At 52.2% G+C, this 16,746-nt stretch carries 16 protein-coding genes; 6 read left to right on the forward strand and 10 right to left on the reverse strand.

The annotated features are described in order from the left end of the window. The first annotated feature begins 25 nt into the window (after positions 1-25). The 4 genes from VXK30_RS10430 (at position 26) to VXK30_RS10445 (ending at position 4,621) form a co-directional block, all read left to right on the forward strand. Positions 26-1,234: an NADP-dependent isocitrate dehydrogenase gene (locus VXK30_RS10430; RefSeq protein WP_275717627.1), complete on the forward strand. Its 1,209-nt coding sequence runs from the start codon at positions 26-28 to the stop codon at positions 1,232-1,234. A gap of 26 nt (positions 1,235-1,260) precedes the next feature. Then, positions 1,261-1,902 carry a redox-sensing transcriptional repressor Rex gene (locus tag VXK30_RS10435; RefSeq protein ID WP_275717626.1) on the forward strand — a complete coding sequence of 214 codons (642 nt, stop codon included), beginning with the start codon at positions 1,261-1,263 and terminating at the stop codon, positions 1,900-1,902. A 192-nt stretch (positions 1,903-2,094) separates the two neighbouring features. Next, positions 2,095-2,652, forward strand: a complete 558-nt coding sequence (locus VXK30_RS10440) for a LemA family protein (RefSeq protein ID WP_038324681.1) — start codon at positions 2,095-2,097, stop codon at positions 2,650-2,652. Between the two features lie 28 nt (positions 2,653-2,680). After that, complete coding sequence (locus VXK30_RS10445) at positions 2,681-4,621, forward strand: DUF2207 domain-containing protein (protein WP_275717625.1); 1,941 nt, start codon at positions 2,681-2,683, stop codon at positions 4,619-4,621. Between the two features lie 287 nt (positions 4,622-4,908). On the opposite strand, the gene VXK30_RS10450 is transcribed toward VXK30_RS10445, so the two are convergent. Then, entirely contained in the window at positions 4,909-6,522 is a 1,614-nt protein-coding gene (locus tag VXK30_RS10450) for a CTP synthase (RefSeq protein ID WP_275717624.1), read from the reverse strand. Between the two features lie 190 nt (positions 6,523-6,712). After that, positions 6,713-7,588, reverse strand: coding sequence for a peptidylprolyl isomerase (locus tag VXK30_RS10455; protein WP_275717623.1), 876 nt, complete (start codon positions 7,586-7,588; stop codon positions 6,713-6,715). A gap of 163 nt (positions 7,589-7,751) precedes the next feature. Between VXK30_RS10455 and VXK30_RS10460 the strand changes: the two genes are divergently transcribed. Further along, on the forward strand, positions 7,752-8,681 hold the full coding sequence (locus VXK30_RS10460; protein WP_275717622.1) for a S1 RNA-binding domain-containing protein: 930 nt from the start codon (positions 7,752-7,754) through the stop codon (positions 8,679-8,681). Between the two features lie 42 nt (positions 8,682-8,723). On the opposite strand, the gene VXK30_RS10465 is transcribed toward VXK30_RS10460, so the two are convergent. Continuing rightward, positions 8,724-9,089 (reverse strand): helix-turn-helix domain-containing protein, encoded by a 366-nt coding sequence (locus tag VXK30_RS10465; protein WP_275717621.1) that lies wholly within the window; start codon positions 9,087-9,089, stop codon positions 8,724-8,726. 335 nt (positions 9,090-9,424) lie between these two features. Here VXK30_RS10465 and VXK30_RS10470 point away from each other — a divergent pair, with 335 nt between their 5' ends. Next, positions 9,425-11,185 (forward strand): methyl-accepting chemotaxis protein, encoded by a 1,761-nt coding sequence (locus VXK30_RS10470; protein ID WP_275717620.1) that lies wholly within the window; start codon positions 9,425-9,427, stop codon positions 11,183-11,185. Between the two features lie 115 nt (positions 11,186-11,300). On the opposite strand, the gene VXK30_RS10475 is transcribed toward VXK30_RS10470, so the two are convergent. The 7 genes from VXK30_RS10475 to VXK30_RS10505 form a co-directional block, all read right to left on the reverse strand. Then, positions 11,301-11,963, reverse strand: coding sequence for a hypothetical protein (locus VXK30_RS10475; protein ID WP_275717619.1), 663 nt, complete (start codon positions 11,961-11,963; stop codon positions 11,301-11,303). Then, positions 11,951-12,985, reverse strand: coding sequence for an ATP--guanido phosphotransferase (locus VXK30_RS10480; protein ID WP_275717618.1), 1,035 nt, complete (start codon positions 12,983-12,985; stop codon positions 11,951-11,953). Before VXK30_RS10480 ends, VXK30_RS10475 begins: the two co-directional genes overlap by 13 nt. After that, positions 12,978-13,472, reverse strand: a complete 495-nt coding sequence (locus VXK30_RS10485; protein WP_275717617.1) for a UvrB/UvrC motif-containing protein — start codon at positions 13,470-13,472, stop codon at positions 12,978-12,980. The genes VXK30_RS10480 and VXK30_RS10485 overlap by 8 nt, the downstream gene beginning before the upstream one ends. Positions 13,473-13,824: 352 nt before the next feature. Beyond that, complete coding sequence (locus tag VXK30_RS10490) at positions 13,825-14,082, reverse strand: TIGR03905 family TSCPD domain-containing protein (RefSeq protein ID WP_275717636.1); 258 nt, start codon at positions 14,080-14,082, stop codon at positions 13,825-13,827. 21 nt (positions 14,083-14,103) lie between these two features. Next, the gene (locus tag VXK30_RS10495; RefSeq protein WP_275717616.1) at positions 14,104-14,943 is read right to left on the reverse strand and encodes a PHP domain-containing protein; all 840 of its coding nucleotides are present in this window, start codon (positions 14,941-14,943) and stop codon (positions 14,104-14,106) included. An 83-nt stretch (positions 14,944-15,026) separates the two neighbouring features. Continuing rightward, the gene (locus tag VXK30_RS10500; RefSeq protein WP_275717615.1) at positions 15,027-15,824 is read right to left on the reverse strand and encodes an ABC transporter permease subunit; all 798 of its coding nucleotides are present in this window, start codon (positions 15,822-15,824) and stop codon (positions 15,027-15,029) included. Continuing rightward, positions 15,821-16,729 carry an ABC transporter ATP-binding protein gene (locus VXK30_RS10505; RefSeq protein ID WP_275717614.1) on the reverse strand — a complete coding sequence of 303 codons (909 nt, stop codon included), beginning with the start codon at positions 16,727-16,729 and terminating at the stop codon, positions 15,821-15,823. The genes VXK30_RS10500 and VXK30_RS10505 overlap by 4 nt, the downstream gene beginning before the upstream one ends. Positions 16,730-16,746 lie beyond the last annotated feature (17 nt).

A 16,746-nucleotide genomic window follows, 5' to 3' on the forward strand; every position in this document is an offset into this window, starting at 1 on the left:
CTTACAGAAAACAGGAGGGCTACGAATGAATAAGATTCAAATGGCGACGCCGCTGGTGGAAATGGACGGCGACGAAATGACCAGAATCATCTGGAAGATGATTAAAGATATCCTGCTGATCCCCTATATCGACCTGAAGACGGAATATTACGATCTTGGGCTGGAAAACCGCGACGCAACCGACGATAAGGTCACGTTTGATTCCGCTTATGCCACAAAGAAATACGGCGTTGCCGTAAAATGCGCAACGATTACCGCGAACGCGGACAGAGTGCGCGAGTATGGATTGAAAGAAATGTGGAAATCCCCGAACGGCACCATCCGTGCAATTCTGGATGGCACCGTTTTTCGTTCCCCTATCCTTGTGAAGGGCATTACGCCCTTTATCACCACCTGGAAAAAGCCGATCACCATTGCGCGCCACGCCTACGGCGACGTCTACCGCAACACGGAAATGACCGTCCCCGCCGGCGCAAAAGCCGAGCTTGTCGTTACAAAAGCGGACGGCACCGAAGAGCGCGCGCTGATCCATGATTTCGAGACATCCGGCATTATTCAGGGCCAGCACAACATTGACAAAAGCATTGAAAGCTTTGCCCGGTCCTGTTTCAGCTACGCGCTCGACGTCGGACAGGATGTGTGGTTTTCGACCAAGGACACGATTTCAAAAAAATACGATCATCGTTTCAAGGATATTTTTCAGGAAATTTACGAATCTGATTACAAAGAAAAATTTGAAAAAGCCGGTATTACCTATTTTTACACCTTAATTGACGACGCGGTAGCCCGTGTGGTCCGTTCAGAAGGCGGATACATCTGGGCCTGCAAAAATTACGACGGCGACGTCATGAGCGATATGGTCGCAACCGCCTTCGGCAGCCTTGCCATGATGACGAGCGTTCTCGTTTCGCCCGAAGGAATCTATGAATACGAGGCGGCCCACGGCACCGTACAGCGCCATTACTACAAACATCTGAAGGGCGAAAAGACGTCCACCAATTCCATGGCTACCCTGTTTGCCTGGACCGGCGCGCTGAAAAAACGCGGAGAGCTCGATCACCTTCCCGCGTTGACGGATTTTGCGGACAAACTGGAAAAAGCGTCTATTCAGACAGTTGAAAGCGGCATTATGACCGGCGATCTTGCCGCTCTTTCCACGCTGCCAGGCAAAACCACAGTTGACACCGAAACCTTTTTAAGGGAAGTCAATAAAAGTCTGGTTCGGCTTCTATAAACCGGACTATTACGGAGGGAAAGCGTATGCCAAGACGCGAAAATATTTCAATGTCGGTAATCAGAAGATTGCCCCGCTACTATCGTTTTTTAACCCATCTGAAACAAAAAGGGGTCACCAGGATCTCTTCCACCGAGCTGTCCGTGAAGCTGGGGCTGACCGCCTCGCAGATCCGTCAGGACCTGAACTGCTTCGGCGGGTTCGGCCAGCAGGGTTACGGCTATATTGTCGACCAGCTCTGTGATGAAATCGGGAATATTCTGGGCCTTTCCAATGAGTATAAGGCGATTCTGATCGGAGCCGGAAATTTGGGAAGAGCAATCGCCTCTCACATGTCGTTTGATGACGAAGGGTTCAGACTGATCGGTATTTTTGACAGCTCCCCCAGTAAAACCGGGACCAGAATCAACGGTCAGATTGTACGCGACACGGTGGAGCTGGAAGATTTTTGCCAGAAGGACCAGCCGACCATGGCTGTGCTCTGCATCCCCCGCGACGGCGTTCATACCATGATTGAACGCCTTTACAATCTGGGTGTGCGCAATTACTGGAACTTCAGCCATTATGATATTACAATGAAGTATGAAGATACGATTGTTGAGAACGTTCATCTGAACGACAGCCTGATGACGCTTTGCTACCGAATTTCAAACCCAAGCCGGAAATAAACTGTTCAGGGGGAAAGGATATGAAAATCCTTTCCCCTTTTTGCATGGCAAATAAAATCTGTTTTCGGGGTACAATAAGGATTGTTTTCCCCCGCTTTTCTTTTTATGTAAAATATGTTATGATCATTTCATAGCAATTTAAGCGATGTCTTGATATTCAAAAACCGCAGAGATGATTAGGAGGTACGCATCATGGATTGGATCACCTTTGGCATTATTGCCGCAGTTATCCTGATTCTTGTTTTCTGGGTCACAGGCATGTACAACAAGCTTGTCTCTTTCTCCGTAAGAGTGGACAACGGATGGGCACAGGTGGACGTTCAGCTGAAAAAACGCTTTGACCTCATCCCCAACCTGGTGGAAACCGTCAAGGGATACGCTTCCCATGAAAAATCGACCCTGGAAGAGGTCACAAAATGGCGCAGCGCGGCCATGAGCTCCAAAACGCCCGAAGAGGCGATGGAGAACAACGCCAAGCTGTCCCGCGCGATGGTAAACCTGTTTGCCACGGCGGAGCAATACCCGGACCTGAAGGCAAACCAGAATTTTCTGGACCTGCAGGGTCAGCTGAAGGACATTGAAAGCAAAATTGCTTTCGCCCGTCAGTTTTATAACGACACCGCAATGAAATACAACGAGTACGTCATGCATTTCCCGTCCAATATCATTGCTTCCCTGTTCCATTTCGGACAGAAAAAATACTTTGAGATCGAGGAAGCCGATAAAGCCGTACCACAGGTGAAATTCTGATTTTCGGCGAACGAAGGGAGCATACAGATTGGCCAAAAAGCTTTTTGGCGGGATGGCTGCGGCCGTCGCCGCTATCCTATTGATTCTTTTTATCATCGGCGCCGGCGGTTACAAGCACGGCGCAAAGCAGACTTTGGAAAATCTGGATATCGTTTCTCAGCTGAACAGTAACGGCGATATGCAGGTGACGGAAACCTGGCGCATCAATCTGGAAGACCGCGGCAAGCCCTACAGCAACCTGTATAAAACCTTCCCGGTTAACGGAAGCCAGAGCGTAGGAATCGAAAATTTATCCGTGTACGACATGGATGAAAACGTTCAGTACAGCTTCCGTGACGATATCAATCCGACAAGCGGCTATTTTTCTGAGGATAACGTCTGTTATATTTACAACACGGCGAAGGACATCGAAATCGGCTGGTTTTTGCCGGCGATCGACAGCGGCGTACGAAACTTCAAGGTATCGTACACTATCAGGAACCTTGTCAGTGTATACGGAGATACTTCCGTCCTGTACAACGCCTTTATCGGAAAGAACTTCAGTATTCCGATCACCCAGCTGTACGGCACCATCTTGATTCCGTCCGGCGCGAAGGATAAGGAAGTGAAGGGATGGCTGCACTGTACGGCGCAGAGTCAGTTAACCATCGATTCCCCTGCCCGGATTTCCTTTACCGCAAGCCAGGTTCCGCCGGAGACGCTGGTGGAAACGCGCGTCTGCATGCCCGTTTCCCTGTTCCCGGATTCGACAAGGATCAGTACGGTCAACGTGCTGAGCGATATTGAAAAGGAAGAGAATAAATGGGCGCAGGACTGGGAGAACCAGCAGAAGCTGAATTACACGGTCGGCGTAGTGGATGCCGTGGGCGGAGTTGTTCTGGTGATAGCCGGAATCTTCATTCTGATATGGCTGAAAAAAAAAGCCAGACCGTATCAGGTGGACGCTCCCGAATACACCCGCGAGATACCAGAGGACAGTTCCCCCGGCGGAGCGGCAAACCTGTTCTATTATTACAGCGGCGGGGTCACCAGCAAAGAAGAAGGGCGTGTTTTCAGCGCTACGCTGATGAGCCTGGCGCGCAAGGGGTACGTCCGGTTTGACTCCAACGAGAAAAAAGATTTTGTGGTAAGCATAGCGGAAAATACAAAACAGATGCCGCTTACGCAAAGCGAGCAGACGTTTTATGATATGATTTCCGCCGTGGCGTCGTCATTTGACGGCCGGTTTACCATGAAGCAATTTGAAAATTACGCCAAGGATCACAACAAATCGATCGACAGCAAAATGGAACTCTTTCTGTCGCAGACAAAGAGGGAAATCGCCTCGCGCGGGTATTATGAGCGCCGGCCCGCTTTTCTGACGGTCAGCTCCGTTCTGGGAATTCTCGGTATTGTGGGAGCCATCGCGATCCTTCTGCTTTCAGGCGGCTGGCTGGTCTACATTCCCGTGGGATTCATCGTTTTTGGAGTCCTGCTGATCATTGCTTCGAGCGGAAAAACAAGGCTGAGCAAAAAGGGAGAATACGATTACGCCGTATGGCAGGGACTGAAAAAATACATGCTCGAATTTTCGCGCATGAAGGAATACGGCGTTCCGGAGCTTACGCTTTGGGAGGAATACCTTGTTTACGCAACCATGATGGGCATTTCCAAAAAGGTCTGCGATCAGCTCAGAATGGTCTATCCGCAGCTGAATGACGACGGCTACCTCTACACGAATTACGGAGGCAGCTACATGTACTACATGTTCGGCCGTTCCATCGGCATGGGCGGGTTCAGCCACATCGGCAGCGATTTCGGCGCCTCGCTGGGAAACACGATCAGCAACATCAGCACTTCCGCTACGCGCCTTGCGCACCCGCCCCAATCCGGAGGCTCGGGGGGCTTCGGCGGCGGTGGTTTTGGCGGCGGCGGCTTCGGAGGAGGCGGCGGCGGCTTTGGCGGCGGCGGTGGCGGCGGCGCCAGATAACCGGATAACAGCACAAAGAACCGTTGGGAACCGTTTGGTTTCCGGCGGTTCTCTTTTTATTGCCAGTCAAGCAGCCGGCAAAGCAATCCCTACAGCAATTTCATTTCGGTTTGCGAGACAAAACACGTTCCTCCCCCGCCTTCGGCGGGGGAGGAACACACCCTTGTGGCTAAATCGACTGGAAACGCTGTTAAACAAATTCTAAATAAAATTAAAACTGCAAAAAATGCTGCCTCCCATCGAAAATGGAAGACAGCAATAAAAATTCAGATTTCGGATACCGGCGGCTATTTCTTTTGGCCCGCCTTGTACTCCTTTGCCGCGCCGACCAGGCCCTTGAAAAGCGGGTGCGGGCGGTTCGGACGGGACTTGAATTCCGGATGGAACTGGGAGCCCAGAAACCACGGATGCTCCGGGACTTCCATCATTTCCACGATATGGTCGTCCGGCGATTTCCCGCAGAAGACCACGCCCGCCTGTTCAAACCGCTCGCGGTAATCGTTGTTCACCTCAAAGCGGTGACGGTGGCGCTCGGAAATGAGCGGTTCGTTGCCATAAAGCGCAGCCGCTTTCGTGCCCGCGGTCAGCTTGCACGGATACTGTCCAAGGCGCATGGTGCCGCCTATCTGGACAACGTCCTTCTGCTCCGGCATCAGGTCAATGACATGGTTGCTGCTCTGCGGATCGAATTCCGCCGAGTTCGCGTCCGCAAGGCCCAGCACATCGCGGGCGTACTCCACAATCGCAAGCTGCATGCCGAGGCAGATGCCGAGGCACGGAATCCGGTTGACCCTGGCATAGTGAATCGCCGTAATCATGCCCTCAATGCCCCTCTGTCCGAATCCGCCAGGCACGATCACGCCGTCCATACCGGTAAGAATTTCCGCGACGTTGTCCGGGGTGATCGTTTCGGAATCAATCCATTTGATATTTACTTTGACGTTATTGCCGATTCCGCCGTGGGTCAGGGCTTCGGCAACGCTCAGATACGCGTCATGCAGCTCCACATATTTGCCTACAAGCCCGATGGTGACGCTTTCCGTCAGGGACATGGCCGTGTTGACCATGGCGATCCAGTCGCTCAGATCAGCGCCGGGCGTGTCCAGCCCAAAGCGTTTACAGACGATATCGTCCAGACGCTCGTCCTTCAACGCAAGAGGCACCTGATACAGAAGCGGAAGATCCAGGTTCTGGATCACGCAGTTTTCATTGACATTGCAGAAAAGCGCGATTTTCTTTTTGATATCGTCGCCGACCGGCCTTTCGGAACGGAGAATAATAATGTCCGGCTGAATGCCGATGGAGAGGAGCTCCTTTACGCTGTGCTGGGTGGGTTTTGACTTATGTTCATGGGAACAGATCAGGTAAGGAACAAGGGTAACATGGATAAACAGGCAGTTGTTTCTGCCGACCTCCGTCGCAAACTGACGGATGGCCTCCAGAAAAGGCAGGCTCTCAATATCGCCGACCGTACCGCCCACTTCAATGATCGCTACGTCAATATTGTCCTTCCCGTCATAGATGCGGGATTTGATTTCGTTGGTAATGTGGGGGATCACCTGAACCGTACCCCCGTCGTAATCGCCGTTGCGCTCGTTCTGCAGCACATTCCAGTAAATTCTGCCCGAAGTGATATTGCTGTTCTGGGTCAGATTCTCGTCGATAAAGCGTTCGTAATGGCCAAGATCCAGATCCGTTTCCGCTCCGTCATTGGTGACGAAAACCTCTCCGTGCTGAAACGGGTTCATGGTGCCCGGATCAACATTCAGATAGGGATCGAATTTCTGTATGGTAATTCTCAGCCCCCTTGCCTTCAGTAAACGCCCCAAAGAAGCCGCCGTGATTCCTTTCCCCAATCCGGATACAACCCCGCCTGTTACAAAAACATATTTTGCTGACATAGTTACCCTCCATAAGCACTTGAATTTACTGCCGCTGCAAAAACCAAATTAGATTAATTATATCGCCTATTGTATTGGCTTGTCAATGCAATAGGCGATAATAAACGCTGTTCTTACAAGATTTGAAACAATCCGCCAATAATCGGCCTGAGTACCCCACCGACCTGTGCACCCTGCATAACGGCCTGTATTACGGCTGGTATTTTTCTATCCCCGCTTTTTGGATGGTAACCGGGGTAGATGGCTTGCTCTTCTCCCCCTGATCGTTTTCGGAAACGGGAACCGCGGCAATTTTGTCGACGACATCCATTCCCTCGATCACCTGTGCGAAAACGGTGTGTCCCCGCTCCACAATATTATACGCGCCATCCAGATTGGGATTGCCACCGTTGTCGTCATACAGCTTTTTATAGGCGTCTGTGACCTTGTCCATGTTGAGAAAATAGGTGCCGTACTGCTGGATAAAGGCGTCCGGATACTGCTTATAGACATTGTACGCCTGCTGGTAGTCCTCCCAGTTCACCTTTTCGGAGGTTCCCCTCTGGTTGATGAAGAACTGGCTTCCGTTGGTGTTTTCACCCGCGTTCGCCATGGAAACGGAGCCGCGGATGTTGACCAAGTTGGCGTTGAACTCATCTTCAAAGTCCTTATTCCAGACGCTTTCCCCGCCGGTTCCGTCGCCTTTGGGATCGCCGGACTGAATCATGAAATCGTTAATCACGCGGTGGAAGGTCAGCCCGTTGTAATAGCCCTTCTGAATCAGGCCTTTGAAATTCTCAACGGCCTTCGGAGCGGCCTGCGCAAAAAGGCGGAGCTTGATCACGCCCATACTGGTGGTCAGTACGGCAATGTCTTCGCCGACGGCGGGCTTTTCAAGCTGATAGCCTATTTTTTTGCCGTCGTCCGGCTTTACCCTGCCGGAAGCGACCGAGCTCACCGGTGCGGAGGACGCCGGAGAGGACGATGCCGCGGAGCTTGCGGCGCCGCCGCCGGAACAGGCGGACAGGCTCAGAAGCAAGGCGAAAACAGAAACAAACCCAAGCATTTTTCTGATGTATCGTATCATAAAAAATAACTCCTTCTCGTAATACATAAATTATATTTTATTATAAAAAGCAATCATATTCAAGCCGAAGGGGCATAAATTAACAATTTAATAATTAATCAGCATAGTATTACCGATTCATTTTAAGCATATAGATAAGCGAAGACATAAAGGAGGTAGGAAAATGTTTGATTACTATCCTGAGGGTTGGATCATCGATACACCCGAAAACCGCGCGGCGACCCTGAGCATCTCCGCGCTGAACGACGCCTGCCGGGATGGAAAAATTTTGGAAGGACGCGCGCTGATTTGTGACAGCTCGCATAATTTACTGGTCGATTTAGGATGCATGAAGGGTGTGATTCCGCACGACGAGGGTGCTTTAGGTATTCGCGAAGGTACGGTACGTGACATTGCCATCATTTCCAGAGTCAACCGGCCGGTATGCTTTACCGTGACGGGTTTTCAGAAGGATACGGACGGACATATGACCGCCCTGCTGTCGCGGCGGGCCGCACAGGAAAAGTGCATGGCCGAGTATGTGAAAAAGCTTACTCCGGGCGACGTCATCAACGCGCGCGTGACCCACCTGGAAAGCTTCGGGACTTTTGCCGACATCGGCTGCGGGATTATCGCGCTGCTGCCGATCGACGCCATCTCCGTTTCCAGAATTGACCACCCACGCGAGCGGTTTACGGTCGGCATGGATATCCGTGTTGTAATAAAGTCCGTGGAAAACGGGCGCATTACCCTGAGCCACAAAGAGCTTCTGGGAACCTGGGCGGAAAACGTAGCCATGTTCAAAGCCGGGGAAACAGTGGCCGGGATCGTGCGTTCCGTCGAGTCCTACGGCATTTTCGTCGAGCTTTCCCCCAACCTTGCCGGGCTGGCGGAAGCCAAGGAGGATGTGGTACCCGGTCAGCAGGCGAGCGTTTACATAAAAAGCATCATTCCTTCACGGATGAAGGTAAAGCTCGTGATTATCGATACGTTCGACTACTCCTACCGTCCTTCCGCGCCAAAATATTTCTTCACCGGAAACAGGATCGACCGGTTTGTCTATTCTCCCCCCGACAGCGAAAAAGAAATCGCTACCAATTTTACACCGGAATAGGATGTCAGGCCGCGGGTCCGATACGGGCCCGCGGCCTGATTTTTATGAGCGGGGCCCTTCCCTTTTGAACGCGACGATTCCGGCCACCAGGTCCGCCAGCTGTTCGGCTTCTTCCGGGGTGAGCCTCTCCGCAACCGTCGTGATTTTTTTGACGGCCGCCTCTTTCTTTTCATATTTCCTCGGATGACCGAAGTCAAACAGCTCGGACAGGGAAATATCCAGCGCCATTGCGATTTTATTGAGCGTGTCGATCGTCGGGCACTTCAGGCACCGCTCGATATGGCCTAAAAAAGCCGGGTCCAGCCCGGCAGAATTTGCGAGCGATTTCTGGCTGAAGCCCGCTGCCTTGCGCAGATGTTTGATTTGCTCTGCAGTTTTCTGCATGATTTCCATTTTTGCCTTATCCATGTTTACCTCTGTTCCCTCATCCTTTAGTCACATTTTTCGCAGACACTCAATTAATACCTAAAGATATTCGACAAAAAATGACTATAAGTATTGAAAAATCGTTTTTTTTCGCGTATACTGAAAAAGGCAATTTGTTTGATTATATTGAAGTAGAAATATAAATTGAAAAGGGATCCTGTAAAAGAAGAGGTGGTAAACAAAATATTTCAGTATCTGCACAGAGTATTGGACATGGAGCGGACAGGCGCCGGCATTGTCCTGATACAGGGCACGTTACGGATATTAGAATACCCCGATCAGCGAAAATGACCCAAAAAAGTCAAAGGGATGAGAAAATGTTCAGGAATATGAAAATCGCTAAAAAACTGATGATCGCATTTATTGCTGTAGCCATCATTTCCAGCATCAGCGGAATCGTAGGAGTAAACACAACGGCGCTTCTGAATGCCACTTATGGCAAAGCGCTGACGGATTACGGCTTCTCCCAGGGAGAGATCGGGCTTTTCAACACACAATTCAATGAGAGCCGTTCCATTCTCAGCAATATCATTTACAGCACGGAACCACAGAAAATACAGGAAAGCGGGAACGAGCTTGACCAGTCAGGCAAGAAATTGGATACTTACCTGAAAAATATAAAAAAGGGAATGGTCACGGAAAAGGAACTTGATTATTATAATCATATTCAGGAAAATCTGACAAAATTTGAACAGGTCAGCGGTCAGGTGGTTGAACTGGCCAAGCAAAACAGGAACACAGAAGCATCCGAGCTGCTGGACCGCGAGGGCACTCCTCTTTCCGACAGCATCCGGGCGTCTATCGAGGCACTGCTTACGGAAAAGACGACGGCCGGAAACAAATTGGCAGGCGACCTGTCCAAGCAGGCCCAGCTTACGCATTTTGCCATTGTCGGGGTCATTTTCATCAGCTTCCTGATTTCCATTATCATCGCCATTTGGATTTCCCGCGGCATCAGCAAACCTGTGGCCGAAATGGCGGAAGCCGCGCAGAAGATCGCGCAGGGCGATCTGAACGTTCAAATTGATGGAAGCTCCAAAAATGAAATCGGCCGGCTGGGAGAAGCTTTCGCAAAATCCACAGCTTCCATCCGGGCTTACATATCGGATATCGGAAATATAGTCAGTGAAATTGAACGCGGCAACCTTACCGTGGGAACGGATCTGGACTACATCGGCGACTATGCCCAGCTCAAGAGCTCTATTTTAGGAATTATCGCCACTCTGAACCACACCTTCAGCCAGATCGATCAGGCGGCGGAGCAGGTCGCCAGCGGTTCCTCCCAGGTTTCCAGCGGCGCGCAGGAACTGGCGCAGGGCGCTACGGAGCAGGCAAGCTCCGTGGAAGAGCTTTCCGCCAGCATTTCCGAAATATCCACCCACGTGAAAGACAACGCGGAGCATACCGCCAACGCGAGCAGATTCGTGGCCGAAGTCAGCAGGGAAATCGAGACAAGCAATCAGCACATGGACGACATGGTCAAGGCCATGTCCCTGATTAACGAATCTTCCGGGGAAATCGGAAAGATCATCAAGACCATTGAGGATATCGCATTCCAGACAAACATCCTCGCGCTGAACGCAGCTGTGGAAGCGGCCAGGGCCGGGGCGGCCGGAAAAGGGTTCGCCGTAGTTGCCGACGAAGTAAGGAATCTTGCAAGCAAGAGCGCCGAAGCCGCGAAAAATACGACCGCTCTGATTGAAAACTCCGTAAGGCAGGTAGAAAACGGGACAAAAATCGCGGACGCGACCGCCCAGTCGCTCCACCGCGTCGTTGCCAGGGCGGAGGAGGTCACCGAAACGGTTGAAAAAATTTCAGTGGCGACCAACCGGCAGTCCGACGCTATTTCCCAGGTCACGCTGGGTGTGGAGCAAATCTCCAGCGTTGTCCAGACAAATTCCGCAACCGCCGAAGAAAGCGCCGCCGCAAGCGAGGAGCTTTCCAGTCAGGCACAAATTCTGAGAGACCTGGTGGAAAAATTCAGGCTGAACGGCCAGCCCTCCGTGCTGGAAGCGGCAGCATACCCAAGGGAAGCTGCCGGGTTCGAGTTGCCGATGGCTGCAGGCGGCAAGTATTAACAGAAAAAATAAAATTCCGATTATTTAAGTCAAAGAATACGTCCGTATTCTTTGACTTTATTTATGGAGAGCGGAGCCGCGCACTCCATACTTCGCCTTGAATGACAGCCGCCCGCTATTGTACGGGCGGCTTATTTTCCTGCAGCTTTAATATATGGGCATCCAGCAGCTGCTTGAAGAGATCGTTTTTACGGGTATGACCGAGAGAATCCGTATATTTCACCGGATCGTAATACTGGCTCTGCCTTTGCTGCTTTAAGAACTCCAGCGCCTCTTCCCTGCCGTGCAGCTTTGCGACCAGATCAGCCGCTTTAATCGCGTTCATTGCGCTGTAAGGCTCCAAACGATACGCCTCGGTAAAATTGAAGAGCGCGGCGTCAAGGCGCCCCAGGCCCTCCTGGGCCTTCGCAAGGTCCCTCAGCACGGAAGCGCGCTGCGCGGCGGCGTAGTTGATGGTGATACCGTCTTCCTCCCGAATATGGTTCGGAAGGCTCCCCCAGCCGGAAGTGCGCAGGTACTCTCCGGCATAGCGGATCGTTTCCTGATAATATTTTTTGCCCAGCCAGCTGTAGGCTTTCGCGGCCAGATAGAGCTGCTCCGGCGTCTGCGGCTCGCCACAGAGCTCGATCACCTTCAGCAGTATTTTTTCCCGGTCCTGAATCTTCTCTTTCAGAGCGACGGCCTCTTCTTCCAGCGCCCGGCGGTGCGGCACGGTTTCCCCCAGCACAAAAAAGAGCGCCGCAGCCAGATCCGTATTGTCATTTTTTAATTCGGCCATAGATATTTCCCCTTTTTTAAAAAATCCCTGATCTTTTCGGCCCGCAGGCTGCGCCGCTCCGCAGGAGTAAGCTTTTTTCCGCTGTAAAACGTCAGCGTAGCGGGCTGGACCAGAACCATCAGGCGGTTGATTTCGCCATAATCGATCGGGTCGACCAAGCCCGTGGCCACACCGAACCGGACGTTGGAGATCAGCTGCATGAATTCCTCGTTCGCCATCATCTTCGCACTTTGCAGAATGGCAAGGGAACGGCTGACGGTATCCTGAATTTCAAGGCTTTCCGCCAGTTCCTTTCTGGCGGCACGCTCCTGTTCGATCAGCTGCATGGCAATGCTTTGAAGGTTCGCGATCGCTTCCTGCTCCGACAGCCCGAAGGTAACGCGGTTGGACAGCTGGTATACGGCGCCCTTCGGCTCCACCCCGGACCCAAAAGTACCGCGCAGCGCAAGACCAAGCTTACTGAGATTCGCGGAAATCCGGGAAATCCCCCCGCCTTCCCGCAGCGCGGGAAGATGCAGCATCAGGGAGGCGCGCATCCCCGTCCCGAGGTTGACGGGATTCTGTGTCAGATATCCCAGATTTTCATCAAAAGCGAAACCGAGGCATTTATCCAGAATGTCGTCCAGACCATCCGCCGTGGCGAACGCTTTTTGCGGATTCAGCCCCGCTTCCGAAGACTGGAGATGAATGTGGTCCTCTTCATTGACCATGATGCTGACCGTCTCATCCGCGTTTACAAAGAAGCCCCTTCCGCGGCGGTCCGATATGAAATCCGCGCTGACAAGATGCCGTTCCACCAGAGAAACCGCTTCCACCCTGGACAGGCTTTCCATGTCCGTAAATTGAAAAAGGTGTGACAGGGTCTCATTGCCGCTGAAGGCCTCCACCACTCTTTCGGAAAGCTTCTGACGGTCGGCGCGGCTCATTTTCGCGCAGAAGGGAACGTCCGTCAGATTGCGGATGAGATGAATTTGCGTACGGATCACAACATCCTCTTCGCACCCGGGATTCGGGTTATTCATGGACCTTTCCCCCTTCCAGCTCTTTGATCCGGTCGCGCAGGCTGGCGGCATGTTCAAAGTTTTCGGCGTCGATTGCCTCCCGCAGCTCCCGGCGCATCAGGCTGAGCTGCTCCTGCGGCCTGCTCTGAAGAGCGCCGCCGCCCGGAACCTTTCCGCGGTGCCTGGTATTGCCGTGAATACGCTGAATCAGAGGGATCAGCCGGTCGTAAAAGGTATGATAGCACTGTGCGCAGCCGACCTGCCCGCTGCGCATGATATCGTCAAAGGTCGAGCCGCAGCATTTGCAGCGGACCGGGTCGTCCAGTTCGGTCCCGCCGAAAAAGCCGCCCAGCAGGCTGCCGTAATCACAGCCCAGCCCGGTCAGAAGATTTCCATACCCCAATCTCTGCGCACATTCGGCGCAGAGGGAATATTCCGTCAGTTCCCCGTTGATGATGGTTTTAATATGAGTGGTAACAGGATTTTTTCCACAGGAATCGCACAGCATAGAATCACCCCGTAAGATTATTAAACATAATATAATATTACTATTAATTCATCATGAATAGAAGATAGAAAAGCCTGATTTTGGGGTGAGGCCCCAAAAGAAAAATTTGTAACACGTTTTGTTCCTATGCAATATTATATACTGTAAACCGAAAGGAGGCAAACAATTATGTGTAGCAACAATTTCTTTGGTGGTGGTGGCAGCTGCTGTTGGATTATCATCCTTATCATCATCCTTTTAGTATGCTGCGGCGGTGATAACGATTGCGGTGGTTGCGGCAATTGCAACAATGGATGTGGCGGCTGCTAAACGCACAAAAAGGGCTGCGAGTAAAATCGCAGCCCTTCATTCTTTATTTATGCTCCTGCTGCTCTTTTGCCTGTAACAATGCAATCGCCAGCTGATCCGGACAGGAGGTGGACTTAAACCCGCACTTGATTCCTTTCAGGCGCCGGATGGCCTCGTCGGCCTTCATTCCCTCTACAAGCGCGCAGATTCCCTTGCCGTTCCCGTTGCAGCCCCCGATGATCTTAACCGATTTGACGGTGTCGCCCTCCAGCTCCAGATCGATTTCAGAAGAGCATGTCCCCTTTGTTTTGTACTGATACACCAAGCTGTTTCCTCCGCTGCTCTATTTTTTCAAATGTATTTTGGCCTTTTTCAGCGCTTCCAGCTGACTGTCCGGCGTTACACACGTCCCGATCGGCATTGCGACGGTCGTATACATGCCGTGAAAATCGGTGCCGCCTGTCATCACCAGGCCATACTCCTGCGCAATGGCGGTAAAGCGTTCCTCGTCGCCCGGCTTGTTGCGCGGATGCCAGACCTCCACGCCTTCAATTTCATGATCTTTTGCAAGCTGTTCCAGCAGATCATAGCTGTCGTATTCACCGGGATGCGCCAGAACCGCAACACCCCCCGCGTCATGGATCTGCCCGATCACGTCGTGGACATCGGGATAGTGGACGGGAAAATAAGCAAGCCCCGTCTTGGAATTAAACAGCTTGTGATATGTTTCACCGAAAAAATCATTGGAATAGCCCGCGTCTATCAGCGCGTGCATAATATGCTGCTTATAGATATTGGTACTCCCCTGCGCCCGGCGCAGAACCATTTCTGCAGTAATCGGATAAAGCTTCATTACCTTCTGAAGCATGATGCAGGAAGCGCGGCGGCGGCTGTCCCCGGTGCGCTTGCACAGGCCCTCCAGCCGGTCGGTATTGTCGCAAAGGTAGCACAGTATATGCGCCTTTCTTCCGGTAGCAGGGTCCGTCGTTGAAAACTCGACCCCTGAAATCACTTTAATCCCATGCCTGTCCCCAAAAATTCTTGCTCTGGTCGATCCCGCAAATGTGTCATGATCAGTGACGGCAATCGTGGGGATCCCATGCGTTTTGGCAAGTAGAACAACCTCGTCAATACTGACCGAACCGTCGGACATTTTCGTATGACAATGTAAATCTGCAGCCACTTAATCACCTTCCAGTCTTCGTCATTTCCATACTATTACAATCCTATTATAATACTTTCCGACGGCGAAGGCAAATAGGCGGTTTATTTTAAAAGCTTTTCCGGTGTGAAAGAACGCGCCGCGACAAACCAGAGAAGACAGTCAACTACCAGTAAAACCACCGCAATGATCAGCAGGATCAGCGCGTTCAGCTGAAACAGGCCGGTGAACTGCCCCACAAAAAGAAGGACAAGCGGCAGAACGATGTATCCCGACGTCTGGAAGGACTCCATGTAGCTTTTGCTCCTGCCCGAAACCAGCACCATAAAGACCACTCCGAAAACCGTGACCCCGGGCGCCAGAAAAAGCACGAGTACGAGCCAGTTCCAGTTCAGGAAAAACGGCATGCCGAGGAGAAGGTCCCCCGCCGTGATGACGCAGGCAAACACCACAAAGGAGATACCTGTGGCGATCGCGGATAAAAAGACGCAGCTGAGCACCTTGGCTTTGAAAATCGATTTTACGCTCAAAGGGGTCAGAAGCAGCGTCTGGATCGTTCCGCGTTCCTTCTCGCCGACAAAGCTGCTTGCCGCCGAAACACTGGAAACCATCAGGGGAATCATCAGAAAGAACATGGGACAGACCACATTTGTCATAATGTAGAACATACCCTGCTTGACGGAAAAATACGACGCTTCCCGCGGAAGGAGCTGCAGCATCTGGTCAACGCCGTTCATCTCCCCTGCCGGGACGAAAAGAATCATAAGAAGGTACATGACGGGCAGGAGCAGAACCATCAGCAGCGGCACGAAAATAATGGTATTGCGCGCCATTCTGGTGTTCCAGATCTCCCCGAAATCCTTATTTACAACCGCCTGTTCGGCTGACGACAGCAATTTCATTGTGCTTCCTCCTGACGCTTCAGATATTCAAAATAGATGTCTTCCAGCGTCGGCTTTACCAAACGCGCTTCAAAAACATTATGCCCGGATTCAACGACGGTTTTCAGCAGCTTCGGCATCTGATCTTCCCGCTCAAGCTCCGTCCGCCACCATCCGCCATCGGCGTCAAAGCCGTCCAGGGAATCCCCCTCGGGAAGTCGGAAAGCGGCCTTGACGCGGCAGCCGATCTCGCTGCAAAGGGCCTCGAGGCTGCCCCCGGCGATCAGCCTGCCTTTATCAACGATTCCATAGCTGTCGCAGATGTCCTGCGCGTAGCGCAGCTGATGGGTGCAGAGGAACACCGTCGTACCGGTATTTCCCGCCAGGTCCGTAATCATGGAATTAACCGTCTGTGCGGATTCCGGATCAAGCCCGCTGGTGGGCTCGTCCAGAAAAAGCACCTGGGGACGGTTGATCAGCGCGCGGGCCAGAGAGAGGCGCTGCGCCATGCCGGTGGAATATTCGCTCAGCTTTTTTTCACGCGCGTCCCACAGGTCAAGCTCTTTTAAAAGCTGGACCGCCCGCTCATTGCCCTCGTCGCGGCTCAGGCCCGCCGTCTGGGCAAAAAAGAGAAGGTTCTGCGTGCCCGTCAGCTGGCCGTACATTCTGGCGGATTCCGTCATGACCCCGCAAAGCCGGTGGACGTCGCCGGGGGCTTTCACGGGATTCAGGTCAAGCACCGTACACTCCCCCTGCGTCGGTTTCAGGAGCCCCGTAAACAGTTTGACGGATGTCGTTTTTCCAGCCCCGTTCGGGCCCAGGAAGCCGTACACGCTGCCCTGCGGAATGTCCAGATTCAGGTCGTTCAGGGCATTGGTTTTCCCATCATAGGATTTCGTAAGACCTTTTGCGCTGACTGCGTACAAAAGCGATCCCTCCTTTT

The organism is Caproiciproducens sp. CPB-2 (assembly GCF_036287215.1).
In the GTDB taxonomy this organism is placed as follows: domain Bacteria; phylum Bacillota; class Clostridia; order Oscillospirales; family Acutalibacteraceae; genus Caproiciproducens.